The organism is Clostridium felsineum DSM 794 (assembly GCF_002006355.2).
Classification (GTDB): domain Bacteria; phylum Bacillota; class Clostridia; order Clostridiales; family Clostridiaceae; genus Clostridium_S; species Clostridium_S felsineum.
Window position 1 is genome coordinate 259,506 of sequence record NZ_CP096981.1, and the last position, 25,877, is coordinate 285,382.

Annotated in this window: 25 protein-coding genes; 17 read left to right on the top strand and 8 right to left on the bottom strand. The window is 28.9% G+C overall.

The features are described from left to right. Window positions 1-71: 71 nt before the first annotated feature. Window positions 72-647, bottom strand: coding sequence for a hypothetical protein (locus CLFE_RS23795; protein WP_077893012.1), 576 nt, complete (start codon window positions 645-647; stop codon window positions 72-74). A 316-nt stretch (window positions 648-963) separates the two neighbouring features. On the opposite strand from CLFE_RS23795, the gene CLFE_RS23800 reads away from it, so the two are divergent. The 9 genes from CLFE_RS23800 (at window position 964) to CLFE_RS23840 (ending at window position 10,831) form a co-directional block, all read left to right on the top strand. Continuing rightward, on the top strand, window positions 964-2,049 hold the full coding sequence (locus CLFE_RS23800; RefSeq protein WP_077893011.1) for a GerAB/ArcD/ProY family transporter: 1,086 nt from the start codon (window positions 964-966) through the stop codon (window positions 2,047-2,049). Between the two features lie 111 nt (window positions 2,050-2,160). Continuing rightward, entirely contained in the window at window positions 2,161-3,246 is a 1,086-nt protein-coding gene (locus CLFE_RS23805) for a GerAB/ArcD/ProY family transporter (RefSeq protein ID WP_077893010.1), read from the top strand. Between the two features lie 245 nt (window positions 3,247-3,491). Next, window positions 3,492-5,117 (top strand): spore germination protein, encoded by a 1,626-nt coding sequence (locus tag CLFE_RS23810; RefSeq protein WP_077893009.1) that lies wholly within the window; start codon window positions 3,492-3,494, stop codon window positions 5,115-5,117. Beyond that, window positions 5,107-6,288 (top strand): Ger(x)C family spore germination protein, encoded by a 1,182-nt coding sequence (locus tag CLFE_RS23815; RefSeq protein ID WP_077893008.1) that lies wholly within the window; start codon window positions 5,107-5,109, stop codon window positions 6,286-6,288. Before CLFE_RS23810 ends, CLFE_RS23815 begins: the two co-directional genes overlap by 11 nt. A 17-nt stretch (window positions 6,289-6,305) precedes the next feature. Next, the gene (locus CLFE_RS23820; RefSeq protein WP_077893007.1) at window positions 6,306-6,524 is read left to right on the top strand and encodes a hypothetical protein; all 219 of its coding nucleotides are present in this window, start codon (window positions 6,306-6,308) and stop codon (window positions 6,522-6,524) included. 15 nt (window positions 6,525-6,539) lie between these two features. After that, window positions 6,540-7,631 (top strand): GerAB/ArcD/ProY family transporter, encoded by a 1,092-nt coding sequence (locus CLFE_RS23825; protein WP_077893006.1) that lies wholly within the window; start codon window positions 6,540-6,542, stop codon window positions 7,629-7,631. A 38-nt stretch (window positions 7,632-7,669) separates the two neighbouring features. Continuing rightward, window positions 7,670-8,761, top strand: coding sequence for a GerAB/ArcD/ProY family transporter (locus CLFE_RS23830; protein WP_077893005.1), 1,092 nt, complete (start codon window positions 7,670-7,672; stop codon window positions 8,759-8,761). Window positions 8,762-9,197: 436 nt separating this feature from the next. Further along, window positions 9,198-9,725 carry a sigma-70 family RNA polymerase sigma factor gene (locus CLFE_RS23835; protein ID WP_077893004.1) on the top strand — a complete coding sequence of 176 codons (528 nt, stop codon included), beginning with the start codon at window positions 9,198-9,200 and terminating at the stop codon, window positions 9,723-9,725. Further along, entirely contained in the window at window positions 9,722-10,831 is a 1,110-nt protein-coding gene (locus CLFE_RS23840; protein ID WP_077893003.1) for a DUF4179 domain-containing protein, read from the top strand. The genes CLFE_RS23835 and CLFE_RS23840 overlap by 4 nt, the downstream gene beginning before the upstream one ends. Window positions 10,832-11,012: 181 nt before the next feature. Here CLFE_RS23840 and CLFE_RS23845 read toward each other — a convergent pair whose 3' ends face one another. Continuing rightward, window positions 11,013-11,114, bottom strand: a complete 102-nt coding sequence (locus tag CLFE_RS23845) for a putative holin-like toxin (protein WP_077852557.1) — start codon at window positions 11,112-11,114, stop codon at window positions 11,013-11,015. 310 nt (window positions 11,115-11,424) lie between these two features. Between CLFE_RS23845 and CLFE_RS23850 the strand changes: the two genes are divergently transcribed. Then, a complete protein-coding gene (locus CLFE_RS23850) occupies window positions 11,425-11,934 on the top strand; it encodes a DUF2127 domain-containing protein (RefSeq protein ID WP_077893002.1) in 510 nt (169 codons plus the stop codon). A 42-nt stretch (window positions 11,935-11,976) separates the two neighbouring features. Here the strand turns inward: CLFE_RS23850 and CLFE_RS23855 are convergent, their stop codons facing one another. Continuing rightward, entirely contained in the window at window positions 11,977-12,825 is an 849-nt protein-coding gene (locus tag CLFE_RS23855) for a glycerophosphodiester phosphodiesterase (protein WP_077893001.1), read from the bottom strand. Window positions 12,826-13,015: 190 nt separating this feature from the next. On the opposite strand from CLFE_RS23855, the gene CLFE_RS23860 reads away from it, so the two are divergent. Beyond that, window positions 13,016-13,978, top strand: coding sequence for a phosphatase domain-containing putative toxin (locus tag CLFE_RS23860; protein ID WP_077893000.1), 963 nt, complete (start codon window positions 13,016-13,018; stop codon window positions 13,976-13,978). 51 nt (window positions 13,979-14,029) lie between these two features. On the opposite strand, the gene CLFE_RS23865 is transcribed toward CLFE_RS23860, so the two are convergent. The 4 genes from CLFE_RS23865 to CLFE_RS23880 form a co-directional block, all read right to left on the bottom strand. Then, window positions 14,030-14,215, bottom strand: coding sequence for a hypothetical protein (locus tag CLFE_RS23865; RefSeq protein ID WP_077836170.1), 186 nt, complete (start codon window positions 14,213-14,215; stop codon window positions 14,030-14,032). Between the two features lie 82 nt (window positions 14,216-14,297). Further along, a complete protein-coding gene (locus CLFE_RS23870) occupies window positions 14,298-15,710 on the bottom strand; it encodes a glycoside hydrolase family 1 protein (protein ID WP_077892999.1) in 1,413 nt (470 codons plus the stop codon). Window positions 15,711-15,751: 41 nt separating this feature from the next. Further along, a complete protein-coding gene (locus CLFE_RS23875) occupies window positions 15,752-16,828 on the bottom strand; it encodes a BTAD domain-containing putative transcriptional regulator (RefSeq protein ID WP_077892998.1) in 1,077 nt (358 codons plus the stop codon). Between the two features lie 219 nt (window positions 16,829-17,047). After that, on the bottom strand, window positions 17,048-19,153 hold the full coding sequence (locus CLFE_RS23880) for an FN3 associated domain-containing protein (RefSeq protein WP_250944828.1): 2,106 nt from the start codon (window positions 19,151-19,153) through the stop codon (window positions 17,048-17,050). A 572-nt stretch (window positions 19,154-19,725) separates the two neighbouring features. Between CLFE_RS23880 and CLFE_RS23885 the strand changes: the two genes are divergently transcribed. The 6 genes from CLFE_RS23885 to CLFE_RS23910 all read left to right on the top strand — a co-directional run bounded on the left by CLFE_RS23885 (window position 19,726) and on the right by CLFE_RS23910 (window position 24,686). Beyond that, on the top strand, window positions 19,726-20,028 hold the full coding sequence (locus CLFE_RS23885; protein ID WP_077834779.1) for a PTS sugar transporter subunit IIB: 303 nt from the start codon (window positions 19,726-19,728) through the stop codon (window positions 20,026-20,028). A gap of 137 nt (window positions 20,029-20,165) precedes the next feature. Next, window positions 20,166-21,503 carry a PTS sugar transporter subunit IIC gene (locus tag CLFE_RS23890; protein ID WP_077892996.1) on the top strand — a complete coding sequence of 446 codons (1,338 nt, stop codon included), beginning with the start codon at window positions 20,166-20,168 and terminating at the stop codon, window positions 21,501-21,503. A gap of 49 nt (window positions 21,504-21,552) precedes the next feature. Next, entirely contained in the window at window positions 21,553-21,876 is a 324-nt protein-coding gene (locus tag CLFE_RS23895; RefSeq protein WP_077834781.1) for a PTS lactose/cellobiose transporter subunit IIA, read from the top strand. Further along, a complete protein-coding gene (locus tag CLFE_RS23900; RefSeq protein WP_077892995.1) occupies window positions 21,866-22,402 on the top strand; it encodes an RDD family protein in 537 nt (178 codons plus the stop codon). The genes CLFE_RS23895 and CLFE_RS23900 overlap by 11 nt, the downstream gene beginning before the upstream one ends. A gap of 19 nt (window positions 22,403-22,421) precedes the next feature. Next, window positions 22,422-23,843, top strand: coding sequence for a glycoside hydrolase family 1 protein (locus CLFE_RS23905; protein WP_077892994.1), 1,422 nt, complete (start codon window positions 22,422-22,424; stop codon window positions 23,841-23,843). A gap of 129 nt (window positions 23,844-23,972) precedes the next feature. After that, complete coding sequence (locus CLFE_RS23910; RefSeq protein WP_077834784.1) at window positions 23,973-24,686, top strand: GntR family transcriptional regulator; 714 nt, start codon at window positions 23,973-23,975, stop codon at window positions 24,684-24,686. A gap of 129 nt (window positions 24,687-24,815) precedes the next feature. Here the strand turns inward: CLFE_RS23910 and CLFE_RS23915 are convergent, their stop codons facing one another. After that, window positions 24,816-25,670: a C1 family peptidase gene (locus CLFE_RS23915; RefSeq protein WP_077892993.1), complete on the bottom strand. Its 855-nt coding sequence runs from the start codon at window positions 25,668-25,670 to the stop codon at window positions 24,816-24,818. Window positions 25,671-25,877 lie beyond the last annotated feature (207 nt).

The window sequence follows — 25,877 nt, forward strand, 5'->3', positions numbered from 1 at the left end:
AAATTAGTTTTATTTATACTCTCTTTTGGACTATCATGTTAAAAAATGAGTTTATAAGAGTTAATATATAATTAGTACTTAGTATTAATATATTTCAGCAGCTTATTTAATACCAGCTTTGTATTCTCATACTTTATTATAGAAAGCTTTTCATTAAATTTTTTATACTTTTCATTATATATTAATAAATTAGCAACTAAATTTTTCATACCTCTCACAGTATAACTTTTTATAATATCCTTTGGATTTTCTTTAATATATAAGGCATACTTGACGGTTATTGAAAAACCAACATCTCTTTTTTCCTTTTCTTTTATATCTAAATCATTTATATAATCTTTAAATTTACCTCTTAAATGACCTGGTACTGTAATAGGTGGAAATGCTATTAACTTACAATTTTCCTTTGCCCACCTAAAGGAATGATCCTTAAAATTAAAATCATACTTTTTTAATGCATTGTACAATTTAAGATCTTCTTCTCTATCTTCAAAGGGTTCATTATCTATTTCCATTACTATATGATCATCTACCCCAGTAACACTATTTTTTAGCTTTTTAATGAATTCATCTCTTGATTTGTTTTTTTTCTTAGAATTAAACGCTCTATTACATGGTTCTACCTTTTTTATAGAATTTATGCCCATAATTTCACCTTCTTCTCTATAAACTTTAATTATGTATTTTCCTAGTATACATAATCGTAATTTATATGAAAAATATAACAGGCTTGTTAACTTTATAAAACTATACAAAAAAAATCAGCCATCACACTACTATATAATGGGCTGATTTATATTTAAAAAATTTAAAACAATTACTACACTAAATATTGTACTTTTATTATATGACAATACTGTTACAATAATAAATATTTTATGTTAATACTTGAAAATAATAAATTTAAAATTAACAGGTTACAATATATCTAGCTTCATATAAATAAAAAAAGGAGTAGATACTATGGTACGTTTAACTAAACATCAGCTTTTCACCTTAACCTTTATATTCCAAGTTGGAAGCACTCCACTATTTGCTTTAGGTATAGAGGCTGAGCAAGATGCATGGATAGTAATCCTCCTTTCGCTATTAATTGGTTTAGTTATGGCATATATATCAACAGAGCTTTTTTATATATTTCCTGATAAGAACCTTATTGAAATAATCAATATTATACTTGGGAAAAAAATAGGTATACCCCTTTGTATATCATATGCTATGGTTTTTATTTGGGCATGTGGTCGTAATCTTAGAGAATTTAGTGAATTAATAGTACTAATTTCTCTACCACATGTTCATTTGTGGATTATAATACTTTCATATATATTACTTACCTTATACACTCTATTTAAAGGCTTTGAAACCTTATCACGATTATCTGAGTTAATAGTTCCAATTACTATAATTTTTTTAATTTCAATGTTTATAATAATTATTTTTTTCAGTGATACACATATGAAAAATTTATTGCCTATTTTAGGTAACGGCATCACCCCCATACTTAAATCCTTACCTGGAGTTATGTGGTTTCCATTTGGTGAAGTATTTGTTCTCTTATTATACTGGCATTATTTAAATGATAAGCAAGCCGTAAGAATAACTACCTTCAAAGCTCTTATTTCCTCCGGTTTTCTCCTCTGTATCTCAACTATTGTGACCATATCAGAACTTGGCGTTAAATACACCTCCCTTGCAACAATCCCCTTAGTAGAAACTCTTAGGGTTATTAATGTGGTTGAAGTATTAAGCCGTATTGATATTCTTGGTATACCTTTTCTTATTTTGGGTGGATTTTTCAAAATATGCATTTACTTAAATTCACTTGCTTTAACTGTAAATTCAGTGTTTAAAATAAATAACTTTAAGTTAACTTTAGTACTATCTGGTATATTTATGTTGTTCTTTTCTATATATTTTGAACCAAGTTATGCTTATCATCAATGGCTATTTCCATTTGATGCAAGATATTTTTGTCTACCTTATTGTACTATTTATCCTACACTGCTTTTACTTATTTATTTTATAAAAAGTAAAAGATCTAAGATATAACTTCTTAACTTTTATATCCTTTAGAATAATTTTCTTCATATAGGTTAATCTATTTTTATTACTTAATAATTATAAAACACTTATGTAATATAAGTAAAAGAGGTATGTGTTATGATTCAACTAAGTAAAAGAGAATTTTTCGCACTTATGTTTATATTTGAAGTTGGAAGCACTCCACTTTTTGAATTAGGTATTGAAGCCAAGGAAGATGCTTGGATTGCTATTTTATTATCACTTTTAGTTGGTACAGTAACCATCTGGATTATTACTGAACTTCAAAGTGTATTTCCGACCAAAAACCTTGTAGAAATAATACTTATTATATTAGGGAAAAAATTAGGCTTTATTCTTTGTACTCTTTATTTAATGAGTTACATATGGGTTTGCGGTCGTAATTTAAGAGAATTCGCAGAACTAATAATAATTCAAGCTTTGCCACATGCCTCATTATGGATTATTTTAATTTCCTTCTTAGCCCTTAGTGTATATACTCTCTCAAAAGGCTTTGAAGTTTTAGCTCGTACTTCTCAGTTAGTGCTCCCATTAATTATATTTTTTTTGGTTTCACTTATAGTACTTGTATCTATATCTCATCAATTCAACTTAAAAAATATAACTCCAATACTTGCTAATGGGTTTAAACCCATAATTGGTACATTGCCCCAATTAATGTGGTTTCCTTCCGGAGAAATAGCTGTATTTTTGCTTTATTGGCACTATATGAATGATAAAAAAATTGTAAGAAAAGTTACACTTGAAGCAGTACTTTTATCTGGACTTTTACTTTGTTCATCAACTATTCTTAATATTGCTGTACTTGGTGTAAATTATACTTCTTCCTCCACCATTCCGTTACTTGAAACTATAAGAGTAATTAATATAGGCGGTATAATAACACATCTGGATGTTATAGGTGTAATTATTATTTTTATAGGAGGTTTTTTTAAGATGTCTGTATTTTTAAACTCAATTACAGTAGTTATAAGTTCATTATTTAATATGAAAAATTCTAAAATGCTATTAATTCCTACTGGAATATTTATGCTGTTTTTTTCAATTTATTTTGAACCTAGCTTTGCTTACCACCAATGGATGTTTCCTTTTGATTCGAGATACTTTCAGGTGATGTATCCTTGTGTTTTTCCTCCTATGTTGTTACTTATTTACATTATTAAAAAGAAAAGAGCGGAATTTTAAATGTGGTTTACCTTTATTCATTTAATAAAAATTTTTAAAGCTTTCATTAAAGGACGTGGTTTTTACCCCACTTTAATGGTAATAGTCACTTGGTCTTTTTCTATAATTTTATTTTTAGTTTTAATATATGAAATTTTTCTCTACCTTTTTAAAGTTAAATATGATAATCCAGAATTTAAAAAAGCCTCAAAGAAATTAAATACTAAAAAGGATAAATAGTATAAATAAAGGTTGGTGAAATAACTTTGTTTAGTTACTTAAATAAAAAATTTAGATTTCTACAAAATAAAAACTATAAAAAGAATAACAACAATTCTAATCCAACTTTTGAGAAAAATGAACTTAAACTCTCCTCAAATCTTACAAAAAATATAAATACACTTAAAAACATTATGGGGTTAAGCAGTGATATAATTTACCGTGAATTTTCATTTGGTTCAAAAATGCACTTTAATGCAGCTTTAATCTTTTTAAAGGGAATGACTGAAAAAAAGACTATAAATGAAACCATTATGAATTCTTTTATGTACAGTGACAAAATAAACTCTTTAGAAAACAATATATCAAACAAAATTTTAGACATATTGAAGGATAGATTAATATCTGTAGGAGATGTGAAAGAAAATGATAACATAAATGAGTTAATAGCCTCTTGTCTATCTGGAAATACAATTTTTCTTTTAGATGGATCAACTAAAGCACTCATAGTAGAAACTCAGGGCTGGGAATCTAGAGGAATACAAGAAGCAAAGACAGATGCTGTTGTTAGAGGGCCAAGAGAAGCCTTCTGTGAAACCTTAAGTACGAATATGACTTTGATAAGACGAAAAATCAAAAATCCAAATCTCACCTTTGAGAACATGAGAATTGGTAAACAAACTGATACTGATATATGTATAGTATATTTAAAGGGGGTTGTAAACCAAAAACTCATAGATGAAGTACATACTCGGCTTAATAGAATAAATACTGACAGTATACTAGAATCAGGATACATTGAACAATTTATAGAAGATGAGCCTTTCTCTATTTTCCCTACTGTTGGTAACTCTGAAAAACCAGATATAATTGCTGCAAAAATACTTGAAGGAAGAATTGCAATTTTAATTGATGGAACTCCCTTTGTTCTTACTGTACCTTTGCTATTTCTAGAAGGCTTCCAAAGCTCTGAAGATTATTATTCTAGACCTTTTTATGCTAGCTTTATAAGACTTTTAAGATTCATTTCTTTTTCACTTAGTATACTTGCTCCAGTAACCTATGTTGTTTTATCTACCTTTCATCAAGAACTTATTCCAACTACTCTACTATTTACCATGGCTTCAAGTCACGAAGGAGTTCCTTTTCCTGCTTTTTTAGAAGCCCTACTTATGATGATTGCTTTTGAAATATTAAGAGAAGCAGGTGTAAGACTTCCTCGTAACGTAGGTCAGGCGGTCAGCATTGTAGGTGCCTTAGTTATAGGCGAAGCTGCTGTAGCTGCTGGTCTTGTCGGTGGTATTATGGTTGTTGTTGTAGCTCTTACCGCTATAGCTAGTTTCGTTGTGCCTTCTTATATAGATGTTACTTCTATATTAAGATTACTATTACTTTTTTTAGGCGCATTCTTAGGTATATATGGAGTTGGTATTGGTATTTTAGCTATTTTAGTACACCTTGTTTCCTTAAGATCCTTTGGTGCTCCTTATCTATCCCCATTTGCACCAGTCACTCCTAGAGACTTAAAGGATACCTTTGTAAGATTTCCTTTATGGTCTATGATAACACGACCAAGAGTTATAGGTTGGCATAACTTAAAAAGAAGAAAAAATGGCAATAAACCAGAAAAACCTTCTAAGCAAAATTCAGGAGGTGAAAATTATGAAAAATAGTACAAAAAAATTTTTCAAATTAATTTCATGTATATTGCTTGTTTTAAATTTAGCTTCTTGCATAGATTCTAGAGAATTAAATAAATTAGGTATAGTTCTCTGTGTTGGAATTGATAAGGTAAAGGATTGTAATGACATAGAGATGAGTATTGAAACAGCAAAATTATCAAGCGGCAAAAGTAGTCCTTCAGGCGGTGGAGGTACACCTTCCTCTAGTGTATCTACTCTTATTTTAACTGAGACTGGTAATAGTCTAGGAAGAATTATAAGCACCTTTAATCGTAAATTGGATAGACAATTATTTTTTTCTCATAATCAAGTAATAGTATTTGGTGAAAGTGCTGCTAAAGATGGCATAGCAAAGTATTTAGACTTTTTTATGAGATTTAGAGAAACCCGTTTACTTGTTTGGCTTTTAATTGCTAAAGGAGATGTAAAAAATATACTAAATGTGCCGCCAAACATGGAGGATACTCAAGGAAGAAATATATCAGAATTATTAGCTGAGCAAAAAGAAGTTTCTGATATTCCAAATATTAATTTAAAAGATTTTACAGAAAGGATTATGAGTAAAACCACATCTCCTATTATACCTATAATTGAAATTTCTACAAATGGTAATAAAGCTAAACCAACTTTACGTCTTTCTAAAACTGCAGTTTTTAAAAAAGATCAAATGATTGGTTCTTTAAATAGTCAGGAGACTAGGGGACTACTTTGGGCGCTTAATAAGGTAAAAACCGGTATTGTAACTGTAAATTTACCTAACTCTAAAGGAACAATTGATATAGAAACTATAAAAGCAAAAGGAAAGATTAGTGCTAAACTTAAAGATAATAAAATAACTATGCAAATCAAAGTAAAGCAGGAAGGTAATTTACTAGAACAAAATTCATCTGAAAATTTAGCAACACCTGATACATATACAATTATTGAAAAAAAAGAAGAAGAAACTATAAAAAATCAAATAGAAACTGCTATTTTAAAATCAAAAGATTTAAATTCAGATATATTTGGCTTTGGTGATACCATCTACAGAAAATATCCTAAATACTTTAAAGAAATAGAGCCTCATTGGAATAAGACTTTTAAGGAACTTAAGGTTGACGTAGATGTTAATTGTAAATTAAGGAGAAATGGTAGAATTAGTAAGCCTATTATGTCTAAATAATAAAGTGAGGAAATATTATGGTTATTTTATTTTCGGCTGTTTGTATTGTCATAACAATATATGAAGCACCAACTCTATATAAAAATGCTTACTACAAGGATCTTATTGTTTTTTTAAGTTTAATGCTTATAGCTTTAGTTTTTGGCATACTATACTTTTTTGATTTACCAGTTCCTAATCCTTTAGCTTTAATTAACTTTTTAGTAAAAGATGTTCTACACTTAAATTACAAATAAAAGGCAGTGATACCCATGTTTAATGAAAAAAGTATGATTTCTAGTAAACAATTAATGCTTCTATTTTTTTCTCTTATTCAAGCTTCTACTTTTACAGTAGTATATATAAGTACAACTACAAAACAAGACACCTGGATAGTTTCTTTATCTGGCTTTATAATCATATTTTTTTTACTGACTATTTATGTATCATTATGTAATAGATTCCCCGGAAAAACTATAATTGAAATATTTCCTAAGCTGTATGGAAATATTTTAGGCTTCATAATTTCATTTTTGTATATATTTTATTTTTGGTTTATTATCCCTTCAAATTATAGATTTATAGCTGACTTTTTTTCAACTTATATGATGCAAAACTCTGATATTACCCCTTTTATTATTCCCACTGCGATTTTATGTATATATACCTTAAGAAAAGGAATAGAAGTACTTGTAAAAATATCCTGCATCTTTTCCATAATAACCTTATTAACAGCTTTACTTATAACTATTCTTGTTATGGATAAAATAAATTTTTCCAACTTTTTTCCAGTCTTTCAATTGAATTGGGGTCAGTTTATTCAGGGTACTAATGTTATGGTTTCTATTCCTATTGGGGAGATTGTCGTATTTCTTTTAATCTTTCCAAACCTTAATGATCAAACAAAATTAAAAAAAAGTGCTTTATTGGGCTTTAGTATAGCCTATTTATACTTTGTATTTATTTTAATAAGAAACGTACTTGTTTTAGGAAATATAGGTAATATACAAGTTCAACCCGCTTATCAAATTGCAGGACTTATAAATATTGGTGAAGCCTTGAACAGGGTTGAAATATTTACAGCTATGTTTTTATTAGCTAATCTTTTTTTGAAAATTTGTTTTTTTACCTATGCAGCAGTAGTTTCTATAGCTCAGTGTTTTAAACTAACTAGCTATAAACCTTTAGTAATTCCTATTACCATACTAAGCTCTATACTATCAATAACAATGTTTAAATCACCCTCAGAAGAATCTATGGCTGGTCTAACTACTTACCCTATATTTGCTCTTTTATTTATAGTGATAATTCCTATTATTTCTTTTATTATAGCTTCTGTAAAGAAAAATTTTAGTTCAAACTAATTTTTTAATTAAATTATAAACTAAAGGCAGTGATATATATGTTTAATGAAAAAAGTATGCTTTCTAGTAAGCAATTAATGTTTCTTTTTGTTTCTCTTATTCAAGCTTCTACCTTTAATACAGCTTTTATGATTGAATCCACAAAACAGGATATTTGGGTAGTCTCACTCTCTAGTTTTATAATTGTATTTTTTTTATTGATTATCTATATATCGCTATATAATAAATTTCCTAAAAAAACTGTAATAGAAATATTTTTCAAGCTTTATGGAAGATTTTTAGGTACCGTAATATCTTTATCATACATATTTTATTTCTGGTTTATTATTCCTTCAAACTATAGATCTGTAGGAGATTTCTTCTCAACTTACATGGGAAGAAACTCTAATATTACTCCTTTTATTATACCACTATCCATTTTATGTATATATACTTTAGGAAAAGGAATAGAAGTAATTGCAAGGATATCCTGCATTTTTTCAATATTAACCTTCTTAATGGCTTTAATTGTAACCATTTTTCTTGTAGATCAGATACATTTTTACAATATCCTCCCTGCTTTTCAGTTAAATTGGGGTCAGCTTATTCAAGGTACTAATTCTATGATTTGTACTCTTCTTGGTGAAGTTTTTGTATTTATGATGATCTTTCCAAATCTTAATGACCAAACAAAACTAAAAAAAAGTGCTTTAATGGGTTTTTCTCTAGCATATATATACCTTCTATTTATTTTAATTAGAAATACACTTGTTTTAGGGAATATAGGCCACATACAAGTTCAACCAGCCTATCAAATTGCAAGCCTCATAAATGTTGGAAATGTTTTTAGTAGGGTTGAAATACTTACAGCCATATTTTTACTAGCTACCCTTTTCTTAAAAATATGTTTTTTCACTTATGCTACCGTAATTTCCATAACTAAATGCTTTAAATTAACTAGCTATAAACCTTTAGTAATCCCTGTTACTATAATAAGCTCTATATTATCAATAACCATATTTGACTCTTCCTCGGATGAAGCAAATGTTGGTTTAAACATTTATCCCATATACGCTCTATTATTTATAGTCATAATTCCTATTATTTCTTTTATTATAGCTTCTGTAAAAAACTCTACTACCCCAAACTAACTTAATATGTTTTACATTTTTTAACACTTTCTACACATATTTATCTCATACCCTCATACCGTAAAATATGTAACAAAGGAAGTGGAGAAATCAAAGTGAAAACTTAAAAAAATTATTATGCTAAAAAATGACTGCGAAAAACAGCCCAAACAATATGAAAGTCAAGAATCCAATGCAAAATGGCAAAACACCTCCTGAAAAATGATAGTACTATTATTTTTAAAGATAAGAATCTAGAAAATATAGTGCGAAATACTATCAAAAAACCTACAGGTGATTTAAAAAACACTTTAATTAATTGCAATATAAGCTATTAGTTAAAAACTAGAGTATATTTTCAATATATGCTCTAGTCTTTTTACTTTTTTGTAACTATATTGATATTTTAACCGTCTAATTTAATGTAAACTTTATATTATATATGCGAGGTGAAAAAATGCTTGATTTAAAAAAAACAATAAAAAATGCTCAAAGTGGTGATGATTCTGCCTTCTCTACTTTAATAAAGCTTAATAAAGAAAAATTATATAAAACAGCCTATTTGTACGTAAAAAATGAAGAAGAAGCACTAGATATTTTAAGTGATACGGTTTATAAAGCCTATTTAAATATAAAAAAACTTAAAGAACCTGAATTTTTTAATACTTGGATAATGAGAATTTTAATTAATACTGCTTCGGATACTTTAAAGAAGAAAAAAAGGCTTCGTTATATTGACGATTACGAAAAATTTAAAATTGTAGATGAAAAATTTTGCTCCACTATAGCGGAAAGAGTAGATTTATATAAAGCTATAGACTGTCTTAACATAAATTACAAGAATATAATCATTTTAAAATTCTTTGAAGATATGACCATAAAGGAAATTTCAACAGTATTAAAGAGACCTGAAGGCACTATAAAGGTATATCTTTCTAGAGCCCTTAAAAAGCTAAAAATTGAATTAAAGGAGGATTTGATATGAATACTTATAAAAAAGATTTTGAAAACATACCATCTTCAAGTAAACTAGACTTCACCATTGATAATGCTATAATAAAAGCAAAGAAACATAAAAAATTAGTTCATTTAAGTAAGCTTTTATCCAGCATATCTGTCTTATTTATTTTGTTTACATTGGGAATTAATTTTAACACCTTTTTTGCCAACAGCTTAAATAACTTACCCCTATTATCCTCCTTAGAAAAAGCTCTTAATTTTCATTATGATAAAAACCTCATGACCAAAATAAAAGAAAATACCTCCCCCTCTGTTAATTTATCATCTTCAGATAAAAATATAACCTTAACTATTAATAAAACAATTGGTGATAATAAAGATGTCTTCATACTTTATACCTTAAAAAGCAATAATAAGAAACTTCTGTTATCTAATTTTACTTTAGAGGCTCCCAAAGGAAAAGTGATTTTTGATAGTAAAAACTTCAAATCTAAAATTAAACCTACTATTTTAGAAAATAATAAAGAAATTTCTTTTGTGAGTTCTGATAATGGCTATAAAGCAGTAGTAACTTCCCTAAATTATTCTAAAGCAAAAAGTGAAACCTACGGATCTATGGAATTAATTTCTTTAAACAACACTAACAAAAGAATTCCTAAAAATATAATCTTAAAGGTTTCAACTATAAAAAATAACACTAGTAGTATAGATGGTGCTTGGAATATACCCTTGACTCTACAAAAAAATAGTGAAAAGCCAAAGGAATATAATAACATTAAATTTTCTGCTAACAATACAGATTGCATCATAAATTACCTAAGAATATATCCTACACACATGGATATGAACATTAAACTAGGTATAAATAAAATCAGTAAATCACAAGCTTGGGGAATAGGAACTAATACTACAAACTATAAAACTCTACCTTTTTTTAAAGATGATATTGGCAATATATACAAGCTTTCTCCTGCAAACTTTTCTTATGATTATAAAAATAAAACAGTAACCGTCTCCTTCCAAAGCTGTTATTATAAAAAAGTCAAAAAACTATATTTCGTTATAAGTCAGCTTAATTACGAAAATATACCATATGTAAATTTTTCTCCAGTTAAAGTTTATATCAAATAAATTAAATTTTAAGAAATGTGTGTTTATTTTACTTGAAGTTTGATATAATATAAATAAGAAATACAAAAAATAACAAAAGGGTGCTGTAACACCCTTTTGTGTACAATTCAGTTGTTTAGGCAACAGATATCACTATTTAATAGTAAATAAAAAATAGTAGCAACCAATTGCGGTGGGGCTACTATTTTTTTGAGATTTTTTCTATAAGTAACACTATTAAAGTTAGCAGTGATATTAAGAACAATCCGCCTTGAAATAGCAATGCTAAAACATCATTACTCATACGCATCACCTCCCTTTAAGGGATAGGTGATACCAGTAGCCCACATTCAACTTTATACAATTGTACTAACAAATTATACCATATAAGTCATTATGATGCTATGGTTTAATTAATGAACATATTGATAGTTTAATTTGTAATATAAATATTGAAACAGTGTAATACTAACTAAATACCATATATATAACGCATAAATTCAATTGCATTCTAACTCATAAAAAATTCTGCATTTAATCTTCTTTAGCCAAAACACTTTAACTCTACAATATAAAAATTTTAGTGCGTTATATCTATCAAGGAGAAAACTATAATGTTCTATAATAATATAAATAATTCTTTTCTTAAAAAAAAGAAATTTAGTATGCTCCATAAAGGCTTTAAATTGGGTTTATTAATTAAGGGAGCTGATGGACTTTTAGAACTACTAGGCAGCATATTTTTAATATTTTTAACACCAATTAGCTTAAATAAAATAATAGCTATATTAACCCAGCATGAACTATCAGAAGATCCAAAGGACTATATTGCAAATTACGCTATAACCTTTGCAGCAAACTTTTCACTAAACGTCAAAGTCTTTGGAGTATTCTATTTAATTTTCCACGGTGTATTAAAAGTATTTTTAGTAGTAATGCTTTGGAAGAAAAAGCTTTGGGCTTATCCAATCACTATATTTTTTCTTATGCTGTTCATATTTTATCAGCTGTATAGATGTGCTATTAAATACTCTATTCCTCTAATAATTTTAAGTGCATTTGACATTATAATGATTATATTAACTTTAACAGAGTACAGAGTTATGAAGCATAATATAAATTAAAATAAAACTAACGTATATAATAGAATATATACGTTAGTTCAATTAAAGCTTTTTTACCTTTGAATGACTAGAGATTCTTTTGTTTATAAGAATACTAGGACGATCTGTTATTATACCATCTGCCTTCAACTTTATTACTCTCTGCATTCCATATTGATTATCTACCGTCCACACAAATATCTGCTTGTTTTCTCTATGAATTATATTTACTAATCCTTTTGTTGCACATGTGCTTCTAACACTATAAAAATCCACATCAAATAATGATATATCTCTTACTGGTCTACACATTATATAGCCTATCCTTATTTCAGGATCTATTCTCTTTACATTACATAAAATATTATAACTTAATGAATGTACTAAACACTTCTTTTCAAAATTATTTTGTCTTATAATTTCTACAACCTTATTTGTTAAATCTTCGGTATTTCCGTAGGGCTTAATTTCTATAATTAATTTAACTTTGTTGTTACATTTTTGTATAACATCATTTAAGGTTGGAATTCTAGTTATTTCTTTTTTATTGAAAATATTTCTAGATATATTTAATTCTTCAACTTGTCTGTAACTCAATTCATCAACTGTCTTATTTACTCCAGTTAATCTCCTTAGGCTTTTATCATGCATCAAAACCACAACGCCATCACTTGTCTCTTGAACATCAATTTCAACATAATCAACCTTATGTTTTATAGAGTCTTCAATAGCCTTAAGAGAGTTTTCAGGTTCATTAAAATAAATTCCCCTGTGTGCTATTACAGTTATATTTGTATCATTTTTATTATTATTGGTATCTGCTTTCAAATCAGTACTATTAAAAGAAAGGAATCCGCAAAAAAATATTATTATAGTCATTAATATTAACTTTTTATAAATTCTTTTTTTCATAAACTATCCCTTCACTTTTTATTTTATTTTATAAATATATTTTAACATTAGTTTGTCTATAAAGCTTCAATTAATTCAGAATAAATTTATTGTAATTTAACCATATATTAACTTCCTATGCGAATTATTAGTGTATTATAAAGATTGTTGCTAATATTGATATTCTATATATAAATTAGGAGGAAAAACTTTGTTTAAGAAAAATAAATTTATTTATGTTGGTATTATCTTATGTATACTTATTGTCATCGGGTTTGCTTATTATTTAAATACTTCTAAAAATAAAATAGTTAAATCCCACAAAAAATATTCTAAAGTAAAATTAGTAATTGATGCTGAAAACAAAAATATTTTACCAGCAAAATTTAGAACTACAAATGATACTATTAAATTGAATGATAAAAAAGAAGTAAATCTTTTAGGATTGTCTGATTTAAATGCTTCTGGTAGTGGTGCTTTTTCTAAAAATGAACTTGTTCAAATTAAAAATACCATTGGAAATAAGCCTATTATCGATGTGGATTTGCGTCAAGAATCTCATGGCTTTGTAAATGGAATTGGCATAAGTTATTATGGAAAAAAAGATGATGCTAATCTAAACCTAACAAGTGATGAGGTGATATCAGATGAAAATAATAAATTAAATACCATAGCTAAAAATAAAAAAGTGACTTTTGATAAACTTTCTAAAAAGAAATCGGTAAGTGATATTTCTGAAATTAATGATGTAAAAACAGTTCAAACTGAAAAAGAGTTAGCTAATTCTCTAGGTCTTCAATATTTAAGAATAACTGTTCCTGATCATAAAATTCCAACCAATGATCAGGTAGATTCATTTGTTAATTTCATAGAAACTCTTCCAAAGGGAACTTGGCTTCATTTTCATTGCCGCGGTGGTAAAGGTAGAACAACAACCTTTCTCTCAATGTATGATATGCTCTTAAACGCAAAGAAAGTTACCTTTAATGATATTATGAAGCGTCAAAAATTAATTGGTGGAGAAGATTTATTAAGCGGCAGTGATGCTGGTGGTAAAGCCGATGCAGAAAAAAGATCAAAGCTTTTAACATATTTTTATACCTACTGTCATGATAATACTGATAACTTTAAAACCACCTTTAGTCAATGGCTTCAAAGATATACCTCAAACTAGTTTAAACAAAAAGAGTAAGCTTTATTTTTTGCTTACTCTTTTATAATAAAATCAAGCCTTTCTAATAAATATTCCCGTAAAAATAAAATGAAAAATAAAAAATGCTATAAAAAAAATAATAGCCACTATAATTGCCGAGCTTAAGCTTTTTATGTTTCCAAATATATTCATTACTATAATAAAAACAATGGTTGAAACAAAGCTTGAAATTAGAGATAGTTTTAACTTTCTTTTCATAAGACTTCTCTCCTTAAAATATTGTATAACCTTAAGTAACCTGTTTTAATCTTAAGTACACAAATCCTATCTTTTAAAAAAATTATTCTATGTTTCTCCCATTTTCCTCTATTGTTTTCTTATACCAATGAAAGCTATCCTTCTTGTATCTTTTTAAGTCCTTTAAGTCAAATTCATCACGATTTACATATATAAAACCATATCTTTTAGTAACTCCTTGATGAGTTGAAACAAGGTCTATTGCACTCCAAGGTGAATATCCAAATACCTTGACACCATCTGTAAGTGCCTCTTTTATTTCATGTAAATGCTTTTTATAATATTCAATTCTATAAGCATCATGTACCGTACCGTCTTCTAATTTATCAAAAGCTCCAAGTCCATTTTCAGTTATTATTATAGGAAGCTGGTATCTATCATAAACTTCTCTTAAAGTTATTCTAAAACCAATGGGATCTATCTCCCAACCAAATTGTGTCTTTTCAAGATTAGGGTTCTTAGCTCCTTCAAATACCCCAGCTTCACCAAGTGCTAACTGCTGATCACCGCTTAAATCTTTTGCATTTTTATCATAGTTATTTGCTTTAACTGTAGCTGTACTGTAATAATTGAAGGCTATAAAATCCGGTTTTGCATTTTTTAAAGATTCCATGTCACCTTCTTCTATTTTAGGTACTGCATCTATTTCTTCAAAATATGACCACGCTGTAGCATTATATCTTCCAAAAACAGCCATATCAAGATAAAGCCAATTTCTTATAGCTGTAAAATTTTGTGCTGCAAGATAATCCTCTGGCTTTGAAGAAGCTGGATATACTGAAGATATATTAGGAGCAGGACCTATTTTAGAATTAGGACAAATTGTATGACATAACTCCATAGCCTTTGCTTGTGCCACTAGCATATGATGATTTTGTTGATACGCTATTTTCCACCTATTGTCATTTTCTTCTGCCGTAGTTCCTATCACTGAACCATGAAGAATCATCATATTTTGTTCGTTAATAGTTAAAAAATACTTTACCTTTGATCCATATTCCTCAAATAAAACTTTACTAAACTTTAAAAAAGCATCAATAGTAGCACGACTACTCCAACCTCCTTTTTTCTCCAATTCAAAAGGCAAATCAAAGTGATACATGGTTACTATCGGTTCTATATTATGTTTTAAGCATTCATCAATAAGCTTGTGGTAAAACTTCACACCCTCTTTATTTATTTCTCCGTCACCATCTGGAATTATTCGGGTCCATGCAATCGAAAATCTATAGGCTTTAAGACCCATTTCTGCTAAAAGAGTAATATCTTTTTCCATATGATGATAGTGATCACTGGCTACCTTAAAATCACTTGTTCCTTCTGGATAAGATGTTTTCACATCTTGCACTGACCTTCCTTTACCAGCTTCATTCCATGCGCCTTCTACCTGATATGCACTAGTTGATGCACTCCAAAGAAAATCTTTTGGAAAACCTTTTAAATTACTATGTCTCACTTACAATTCCTCCCTATCACATAATATCTAATATTACTATTTTAATTTCTTATCCATTCCTGAACTTCACTGTTTATTTTTATACCAAGTTCTTTTCTAAGCTCTTTCTTATAATGATTATAGCACTTTACAGCTTCAATTTCTTCACCACTCATTATAAATAATTTTATTAACTCCTTATTAAGATTTTCATTTAAACCATCAACCTTAAGTCCCTTTTTTAAAAGTTCAATAGCTTCTTCAAAATAGCTATTTTGTTTATATTCCATTGCCCTAAGAAAAATAAGCTTCAAATACATTGTTTCAAAATATTTATTTTTATCTTCTGCCCAATCAAAATAGTTTTCTTTAAAATACCCTTCTTCAATAATTTTTATGCTTTCACCAATTTCTTCTATACTAAATCTTTGCTTGTTTACCTTCTTTATTTTTCCAACTACATCCCAAGCATCACATTTTATTTTATTTTCATTAATTCTATAAAAGCCATTATTATAAATTAAAATATCTCTTGCACCTATTGCTAAGAGTGCCTTTTTAACGTTATATACTGTTGTATGAAGATTTACAGCTGCTTTGGTTTCGCTAAAATTTTTCCAAAGAATATATATTATTTTATCTCTATTTACAGCTCTTCCTTTTCGATCTATTAATAAAGCAAATAATTCTTCTGCCTTTTTAGTTCTCCATTTAGCACATATCCCTTCTCTATTTTTCACAGTAAATTTACCAAAACAATTAACTCTTATATCCCAAGTCCTGCTATCATTATTCTTTTCATTTTTCAGTTTAAAACCATCTATAACCTTCTGAAGATTTTCTCGTGTTACTGATTTATTTATATAAGTTATTGAAGGATCTTCTGAGTATTTAGTATAGTCTGTAAGAAAAATTATTTTTACCTTACTATTTACTTTTCGTACTTTAAATGCAAAATCCATTGTCTGTATTTCCATATTTACAAATATAACATCTACCTTTAATTTCTTAAGTATCAAAAATACTTCTTTCTCATCATTAAATCTTAATTTTAAATTAATTTCGCTGCTTTCTTTAAGTATATTATATAAATTACCTACAGCTGAAGTTTCGTCTTCAAGTATAACCGCACTAATCATTCTTAATATCCCCTTACCATTTAGATATTATTAATTATAGCAAATGTCCCAATATATAACAATTTAAAGCACTGCTTTATTATGCTCCTTACATAATAAAAAACCTGCTTTTTTCTTTCTAAAAATAAAAAGGACATTCTTTCTTCAATTATCTTCAAAAAAACTTAAAATTTAGTGTTTTTCGAGATATATAATTTAAAAAATATCCTTTATAATAAATTATTTATTTTGTTTTTTAATTTTAAGCAATAATAATATTACAGCAATAACACTTAAACTAAGTATTAATAATATAACCTTAAGCATATTTTTACTCGTACTCTTTACTGTTTTGTGAATTATCCTTAATCTTTTATTTTGTACCCTTGTTTTATGTATTACCTTTTCATAAGGTTCTATTTTTTTTGCTACTGACGGAAATGTTTTATTAGAACTTTTAATTGGCTTTTTGCTAATAAAAGAAGGCTTATATACCATTACATTCTCTACTTTAAAGGCTTTAATGGTCTCATTAGATACTTTTTTTTCAATAATATTTATGTTGCTAGTATCATTATCTATAATGATTTTTTTTCTAATAACCTCATAGCTTTCTGTAAAAATATCACTGTCCACTTGCCCTTCCTTAACTGCTACTGCTTTTATATTTGTCTTACTATTTATCTCAATTCCTTTATTGTCATCGTATTTTATACTGTTTCTATCTGGATTACTTCCGTCTAAGGTGTAGTAAATTAAAGCTCCGTCTTCCCCCCTTAAATGTACTATCGTTCCTGGTTTTACTGCTGTATTACTGTTGTCACTACTTGGAGTTAAGGTTTTACTTATGCTTTGCTCTACGATACTGCTTTCAGTGCCATATCCATAGGCTGCTGCTTTTACTGTTACCCCACTATTTATAAGGATTGGATTTCCATCGTAAAGTTTTCCGCCTGTTTCCGTTGGCTCTGTTCCGTCTATTGTGTAGTAAATTTTTACACCCTCAGTTTTACAGCTTAAGCTTATTTTGTTTTCATTGAAACTTATTATTGGCTTTTCTATTGCAACCTCATAACTTTCTGTAAAAATATCACTGTCCACTTGCCCTTCCTTAACTGCTACTGCTTTTATATTTGTCTTACTATTTATCTCAATCCCTTTACTATCATCGTATTTTATACTGTTTCTATCTGGATTACTTCCGTCTAAGGTGTAGTAAATTAAAGCTCCGTCTTCACCCCTTAAATGTACTATCGTTCCTGGTTTTACTGCTGTATTACTGTTGTCACTACTTGGAGTTAAGGTTTTACTTATGCTTTGCTCTACGATACTGCTTTCAGTGCCATATCCATAGGCTGCTGCTTTTACTGTTACCCCACTATTTATAAGGATTGGATTTCCATCGTAAAGTTTTCCGCCTGTTTCTGTTGGCTTTGTTCCGTCTATTGTGTAGTAAATTTTTACACCCTCAGTTTTGCAGCTTAAGCTTATTTTGTTTTGGCTGAAACTTATTACTGGCTTTTCTATTGCAACCTCATAACTTTCTACAAAAATATCACTGTCCACTTGCCCATCCTTAACTGCTACTGCTTTTATATTCGTTTTACTATCTATCTCAATTCCTTTATTGTCATCGTATCTTATGCTATTTTTATCTGGATTACTTCCGTCTAAGGTGTAGTAAATTAAAGCTCCGTCTTCACCCCTTAAATGTACTATCGTTCCTGGTTTTACTGATACATTAGTGTTGTCACTACTTGGAGTTAAAGTTTTACTTATACTTTGTTCTACGGTACTACTTTCAGTACCATATCCATAGGCTGCTGCTTTTACTGTTACCCCACTATTTATCTCAATTGGATTTCCATCGTAAAGTTTTCCTCCTGTTTCTGTTGGCTCTGTTCCGTCTATTGTGTAGTAAATTTTTACACCCTCAGTTTTGCAGTTTAAGCTTATTTTGTTTTCATTGAAGCTTATTATTGGACTTTTAACATCAATAGCATAAACCTTATCAAACATACTACTATTGATCCATCCCTCCTTAATAGCTACAGCTCTTAAAACAGTTCTTTTATTTATAGCAATATCTTCTCCACTATACTTAATTCCATTCAAAAGTGGTTCTTCTCCATCAATAGAATAATAAATAGTGGCCCCACTTGTACTGCAATATAAATGTATTATTGTTCCGGGTTCTATCATTAATTTATTATTATCCACATATGGAGTTGCCACTTTATCAGAAGGATTAACGGCTGCATAGCTATTAGTAGGCGTAATAAAAACATATGCAGCAAAAATAACCACTATTAAGACAAAAAAATCAAAAATTTTCTTTAGTTTCAATCTACACGCCTCTTTTCATATATCATATTTAATTTCTTTTAACATAACTTTCTATATAATTATTATACAATCCTGTGGTGAACAAAATCTGAACAATATTTCTATAATTCCCCTTACCATGCAGTTTTTCAACAAAATAAGCTTTTACTAGTTATATAAATTAAAACTTACATAACTAATAAAAGCCTATTTTATCTATAAATACAAATCACAATTTAATATTAAGTATTAGGGTTATATATTAATATTAATACTAATATTTTATATGATATAATAATATAACTTCGCAATATAACCTTATATACTATTTAAATAGCGTAATTTTCAAATGTTTTTCAAGTGTTATATTCCCCATTAATAAGAATTTAAAATTAACTCAAATTTCTTAACATAATAATGTTATAACATTATTGTGTTTTATAAAGTTCAATATTCAACACTTTCACCTACCCTAATGCTAACCTTTTAAAATATTAAAGGTATAATGTTATAACATTATATTGACAAGCTATAAACTGTCGTATAAAATAATAAATGTAAACAATATCATTTTAATTGAAAGGAGATACACTATGAACATTTACCTTTTCTGTAACGCAGGAATGTCAACCTCAGTACTTGTAAAAAAAATGCAGGAGGCTGCAGCAAAAAGAAACGTAGACGCAAATATAGCTGCCTTTTCTGTAGAAATTCTTCAAGATAAAATGGAGGAAGCTGATGTAATACTTGTAGGTCCTCAAGTTAGACACATGCTCCCAGAAATCAAAAAAACTGTTGGAGATAAATGTCCGGTAGAAGTCATTGCTATGAGAGACTATGGAATGATCAATGGTGAAAATGTATTAACTACAGCTCTAAACCTTTTACAAAAATAAAAAAACACTGAACTCCTTCTCTATCTTTATAAAAGGAATTCAGCATAAACCTAAAACTCATTTATTATTTTATACGAAAAAAACAAACATTACAACATTATTATAATATATAGTAAAACCATACGGGGGTATAAATCATGAATAGCAAATTTATTAACAAATTAGAAGGTATCATGATGCCTATTGCTAATAAAGTATCAAGTAATAAATACCTACTAGCAATGAGAGATGCTTTTTCAACTCTTCTTCCTTTTATTATAGTTGGTTCACTATTTGGAATTTTTAATTGGGTTATTCTTGATCCAAACGGAACTATAATGGGGCCTAGTGGTTTGAATTTAGGCCATAAAATAACAGGATTAAACGGAAAGGCCTATGATGCTTCAAATTTTGTTACAACCTTAACTAGTATACAATACATGTGCAATTTAGTTTTAAATGGTGCATTTAATGTTTTCTCATTACTTTTAGTTATTTCCTTTGGTTATAGACTTGGAAAAATATGGGGAAGCGATAAATTCTTATCTGCAATGTTATGTCTTGTTTCTTACTTAATACTAACTCCTCAAAGTGTTCAATCTATAATAAACAAAAAAAGCGTAACTATAGACAGCGCCTTTGCTATTAAATACTTTGGTTCTAATGCAGTTTTAACAGCAATTCTTGTAACTACCTTTGTTGCTTTTCTCTTTGCTAAACTTACTAAAAACGATAAACTAAAGATAAAAATGCCTGATGGAGTTCCACCAGCTGTTGTTCAATCTTTTGAATCACTTTTACCTACAGGAATAATTTTATTTATTGTAGCCTTAATTGCTGCTGGACTTCATTGGATAAATCAACCTGCTTTAAACGATTTAATTTATACTGCTATAGGTGCTCCTCTTATGGGCTTCTCTCAAGGTTTTGGCTTTGCTATAGCATATCAATTTTTAGTTTGGATTTTCTGGTGGTTTGGTATTCATGGACATAACGTTACTGCAGTGATTCAAAACTCAGTTTATTTTCCTGCACAACTTTCTAATCAAACCGGTGCTACACATTACATCTTTACTAATGGCTTCTTTGAAGCAGGCTTAATGCATGTAATGGGCTTAGTAATAGCAATACTTATCTTTTCAAAAAAAGAAGATTGGAAAGCAGTTGTAAAGGTTGCTGGTCCATCAATGCTTTTTAATATACAAGAACCTATGGCATTTGGTTTACCAATTGTATTGAACCCACTTATACTAGTCCCTTATATTGTAGCTCCACTCGTAAATGTAATTATAGGTGCTATCGCCATTTCCTTAGGCATTGTACCAGTATTCAGATATGTAGTACCTTGGACTATGCCTTTATTTTTCGGTGCATTGATTGGCACAGGTTCTCTAGCTGGAGGACTTCTTCAGGTAGTATGGCTTATAGTTGATACTTTAATATATGCACCATTTGTTATAGCTGCCAATAAAACAGCTAAAATTCAGGCTGAATAATTTTTCAAATCTAAAATCCCAAAACAAATTAAATCGGAGGAATCGTAATATGGATGAAAAAATAGTTAATCAATCTATGGAACTAATACTTAATGCTGGTAATGGAAAATCCCTTGCAATAGAGGCCTTTAAGGAGCTATTAACTAATGGTAATGTTGATTTAGCAAGAGAAAAATTAAAACAGGCAGGAATTGAAATAGGAAAGGCTCATGATACACAAACTAGCCTACTTCAAAAAGAAATGTCAGGAGAGAACTTTGAAAAATCCATACTTTTAATTCACGCTCAAGATCACTTTATGAATGCTTTAACCATAAGAGATATGGTTTCCTTAATGATTGATATGTATGAGAGGTTATCAAATGAAAAGTAATACTCTTTTAGTTCCAAAAGATGAGACACTTCTTTTGAAAAGAGCGCTTTCAACTATATTGGATTTATTAGTGTGGTATGTTTCTTATGTAGCTATATTGTTGATATTCTTTAGCTTAAAGTATGATCTTCCAAAATCAAAGGTAAAGCTTACAGTCTATAAAATGGAATTTGACACAATAATAAAATCTAAAGCATTTATATTAATTTTTCTAGCTTTAATTTTGTTATGGGAGATAGTAATTCCAATATTAACTGATGGTCAAAGCTATTTCAAACAAAAAATGCACCTTAAAATAGTTGGAAATACAAATTTAAACTTAATTGTTAGAGGCTTTATTAAAATATTAATACTAAATCCTTATGGTGTAATTGCTTATGTAATCTCTAGGGCAATAAATATTACAAGTACAAATATGATTTCCAATACTTTAACCTTAATTGCCTTTATATGCATAATTCTTGTAGTTATAGATAAAAGACCTATTCACGATATAATTGCAAAAACACATGTAACTTTAGAATAAATATGAGGAGTGAAATATAATGGAATATAAATTACCACAAAATTTTATACTTGGTGCAGCTACATCTGCTTGGCAAGCTGAAGGATGGACTGACAAAAACGGAAGAGATAATTTCGTAGATATGATGTATAAAGCTGCCCCAGAAAGATGGAATAATGGAATAGGTCCTACTATTGCAGACGACTTCTACAATAAATGGAGCGAGGATATTGATTTAATGAAAAAAACAGGTTTGTCAGCTATAAGAATTTCCATAGATTGGAGTAGATTTATAGATGATTATGAAAATGCTACAATTAATGAAAAAGGAGCACAATTCTACGATAATGTAATAAATAAACTTAATAATATTGGAATAATGCCAATGATATGCCTTGAACACTGGGAGCTTCCTAAGGTTCTTTATGATAAATACGGTGGCTATGATTCTCTTAAAATTGTAGATTTGTATGTAAAATATGCAAAAAAGGTTTTCGAAAGATATAACGGGAAAGTAAAATACTTTTGGACCTTTAATGAACCTATAGTAATTCCTCAACTTTGCTTTATGGATGGCTTTTGGTACCCTTATAAAACAGATACAAAGCTTGCAATGCAGTGGATATACGGAAAGGTACTTGCAAATGCTAAGGTTGTAGCTGCCTTTAAAGAAATGAATATTACAGGAAAAATAGGTATAATATTAAACCCTTCTGTTATATATTCCAGAAGTGAACTTAATGAAAATGATAAAAAAGCCAAAGAAGTAGCTGATCTTTTTTATTGGAAGAGCTTTATGGATCCATGTATAAAGGGACAATTTCCAAAAGAACTTATAGATCTTCTAAAAAAAGAAAACTGTATGTTTGAATATAAAGAAGAAGATTTAGCAATAATAAAAAATAATACAATAGATATTTTAGGATTTAACTACTATCAACCTATGAGGGTTATGGGTCAGAGATTTAAACCTGCTGAAAACATGTCTTTCCATCCAACTAAATACTTTGAGGAATATGATATGCCTGGAAAGAAGATAAATCCGTACAGAGGGTGGGAAATATACCCTAAGGCTCTTTACGATGCAGCTATGAGAATTAAAAATGAATACAATAACATCGAATGGATGGTAACCGAAAGCGGCATGGGGGTAGAAGGTGAAGAAAAATATAAAAATGAAGATGGAGTAATACAAGATGATTACAGAATAGATTTTTACAAAGAACATCTTGTTTGGCTTTTAAAAGCAATGGCTGAAGGTTCGAACTGCAAAGGCTATATGGTTTGGAATTGGCTAGATAATATTTCACCTGTAAATTCTCTAAAAAACAGGTATGGTCTAGTAGAACTTGATTTAAAAAACAATAGGAAAAGAAGAATTAAAAAATCAGGCTATTGGTTTAATAAACTTGAAAATGAAAAAACTTTCCATTATAAAACTATAGATCAGGAATATAAATAGTATATCGAGGAGTTTTTATTTTAAGAATAAAAACTCCTCTTATTGTCTCTTATAATAAACCTTTTTGCATGTTTAACGTAAACAAGTTATAATAAGTATACTAAAGTAATATAGATGGAGGTGATAACAATGAAACTTGATTTCAGTAGTGGTGCAAAACCTCTTTGGAGTCAAATGGCAAACATAATAAAAACTAGAATAGAAGATGGAGAGTATGAAATTGGCTGCACTCTTCCTTCCGAAATGAGTTTTGCAGATGAATTTAACGTTTCTAGAATAACTGTAAGACAAGCTCTTAATAGACTTATGACAGATGGGTATATACTTAGACAAAGGGGTAAGGGTACTATCGTAAAAAGAGATAGAACTGGTTTTTCTACAAGAATGCAGTCCTCTTTTAAGCAGCTCCAAGATGAATACAATAAAACCACGAAAATCCTTATAAGTGTAAACAACGTTAAAGCACCTGAGAATGTAGCAGAAGTGTTTGACATTGATACTGGTGATAATGTTATAATGTTAGAACGTTCAGTGGAATCTAAAGGCAAAGTAATAACAATATATCACAATTATATAAGTCCTAAGGTTGGAGCATCACTAAAAGATGATTTTACAGGCTCTTTCTACAAATATCTAGAAATGAAGGGCTTTTATATAACCTCCGCTAAAGAAGTAATATCAGCAAAAATATCTACAGATAAAGATAAAGAAATATTTGGTTTTAGTTCAGATAAAGCAATGCTTTTAAAGACTAAGTATGGATATTCTGATGGTGTTCCAGTAGAAATAACTTATGGAACCTATATTGCTGATGAATATAGTATAGTTATAGAGCTTGTATAATATTAATACATAGGGTTGATATTATACTTTAACCCTATGTATTAATATTAAGTTTTAATTTTTCTTATTAAAAAGGAGATATACTGCCTATGCAGTGTATCTCCTTAATTTTAAAAACTTATATTCAAATTAGTCTTGTAAAACATATGCATCTGAATTTTCTTGTTGAAGTACTTTATAGCTAATCCAACCATATCCGTTAATACCCCAGTTTGTACCCCAAGAGTTGATGAACTTAACAGCTTGTTTGCTATCATCATAACCAACTACACAAAGAGCATGTCCACCTCTGTCTTTACCTGATATTACATCAAATATAGGATTGCTTGGTGAGATATTATCAAAATCAGGATAAACATCTATTCCTATAACAACAGGATTTCCTTGAGCTAATTCATCCTTTATTTCTGTATAATCTCCACTATCAAGTTGTTGCCAATCAGTAGCTTTGTATTGAGCTGCATGTCTTTTTTGTAATGATGTTGGTTGAGTTTCCCAACCATAATCATCACCATCATATGGCATATCAGTTATTGTTGTATCTCCTTGATCTACAAGAAGGTTGAAAGCATCACTAAACTGACTTCCACCACCATCAGCTGAATCATCAGCATGTATTTGGCTGTAGATGTATGAAGGGCTGAAGAAATGGTTAAGAGTTTTTACTCCCCAATTTCTTTTTTGGTTTTCTTCATAACTCTTAGCATAAGTTGAAGCGAAAGTAACGCAGCTTCCTAATGAACCTTGATCTTTAACAGTTGGAAAATTAGCTGATAAATCAACTGATGTTGCAGCTTTTCTAACTGCGGCAAATGTTCTTGGAGCCTTCTTCATTCCTTTAATAGTTTGATGACGAGTTCTAAGACCTAATGGATGCAAAGTTTGCGCATTAACATGTGCTCCAAAAGTCACACTTGTTAATAATAATGCTCCTATAGTAAATGAGCTAACTAATGCTTTAGTAGTAATTGTTTTAAATTTCATAAAATACACCCTCTCTTTTATTTTTTTACATTTCTAGAATTGCAATACTTTTATGTAAATAAGTATACTTACAATTATAAATAAACGCAATTTCTATTTTACATAAAAAATACGGTTTTTTTACTAGTTTGCTTGTATTTTTGTGGTTTTTCTTATTAAATTAACATTTTACATTTTTTTATATTTTTTGTCTTTTCTTAACGAAAC

Excerpts from the sequence above, each read along its gene's own strand:
- CLFE_RS23795 (WP_077893012.1), bottom strand. The coding sequence starts at position 647 with ATGGGCATAAATTCTATAAAAAAGGTAGAACCATGTAATAGAGCGTTT.
- CLFE_RS23890 (WP_077892996.1), top strand. The coding sequence starts at position 20,166 with ATGAATAGCAAATTTATTAACAAATTAGAAGGTATCATGATGCCTATT.
- CLFE_RS23800 (WP_077893011.1), top strand. The coding sequence starts at position 964 with ATGGTACGTTTAACTAAACATCAGCTTTTCACCTTAACCTTTATATTC.
- CLFE_RS23875 (WP_077892998.1), bottom strand. The coding sequence starts at position 16,828 with ATGATTAGTGCGGTTATACTTGAAGACGAAACTTCAGCTGTAGGTAAT.
- CLFE_RS23820 (WP_077893007.1), top strand. The coding sequence starts at position 6,306 with ATGGTTATTTTATTTTCGGCTGTTTGTATTGTCATAACAATATATGAA.
- CLFE_RS23855 (WP_077893001.1), bottom strand. The coding sequence starts at position 12,825 with ATGAAAAAAAGAATTTATAAAAAGTTAATATTAATGACTATAATAATA.
- CLFE_RS23885 (WP_077834779.1), top strand. The coding sequence starts at position 19,726 with ATGAACATTTACCTTTTCTGTAACGCAGGAATGTCAACCTCAGTACTT.
- CLFE_RS23815 (WP_077893008.1), top strand. The coding sequence starts at position 5,107 with ATGAAAAATAGTACAAAAAAATTTTTCAAATTAATTTCATGTATATTG.
- CLFE_RS23835 (WP_077893004.1), top strand. The coding sequence starts at position 9,198 with ATGCTTGATTTAAAAAAAACAATAAAAAATGCTCAAAGTGGTGATGAT.
- CLFE_RS23825 (WP_077893006.1), top strand. The coding sequence starts at position 6,540 with ATGTTTAATGAAAAAAGTATGATTTCTAGTAAACAATTAATGCTTCTA.
- CLFE_RS23840 (WP_077893003.1), top strand. The coding sequence starts at position 9,722 with ATGAATACTTATAAAAAAGATTTTGAAAACATACCATCTTCAAGTAAA.
- CLFE_RS23850 (WP_077893002.1), top strand. The coding sequence starts at position 11,425 with ATGTTCTATAATAATATAAATAATTCTTTTCTTAAAAAAAAGAAATTT.
- CLFE_RS23915 (WP_077892993.1), bottom strand. The coding sequence starts at position 25,670 with ATGAAATTTAAAACAATTACTACTAAAGCATTAGTTAGCTCATTTACT.
- CLFE_RS23830 (WP_077893005.1), top strand. The coding sequence starts at position 7,670 with ATGTTTAATGAAAAAAGTATGCTTTCTAGTAAGCAATTAATGTTTCTT.
- CLFE_RS23845 (WP_077852557.1), bottom strand. The coding sequence starts at position 11,114 with ATGAGTAATGATGTTTTAGCATTGCTATTTCAAGGCGGATTGTTCTTA.
- CLFE_RS23910 (WP_077834784.1), top strand. The coding sequence starts at position 23,973 with ATGAAACTTGATTTCAGTAGTGGTGCAAAACCTCTTTGGAGTCAAATG.
- CLFE_RS23895 (WP_077834781.1), top strand. The coding sequence starts at position 21,553 with ATGGATGAAAAAATAGTTAATCAATCTATGGAACTAATACTTAATGCT.
- CLFE_RS23865 (WP_077836170.1), bottom strand. The coding sequence starts at position 14,215 with ATGAAAAGAAAGTTAAAACTATCTCTAATTTCAAGCTTTGTTTCAACC.
- CLFE_RS23805 (WP_077893010.1), top strand. The coding sequence starts at position 2,161 with ATGATTCAACTAAGTAAAAGAGAATTTTTCGCACTTATGTTTATATTT.
- CLFE_RS23900 (WP_077892995.1), top strand. The coding sequence starts at position 21,866 with ATGAAAAGTAATACTCTTTTAGTTCCAAAAGATGAGACACTTCTTTTG.
- CLFE_RS23905 (WP_077892994.1), top strand. The coding sequence starts at position 22,422 with ATGGAATATAAATTACCACAAAATTTTATACTTGGTGCAGCTACATCT.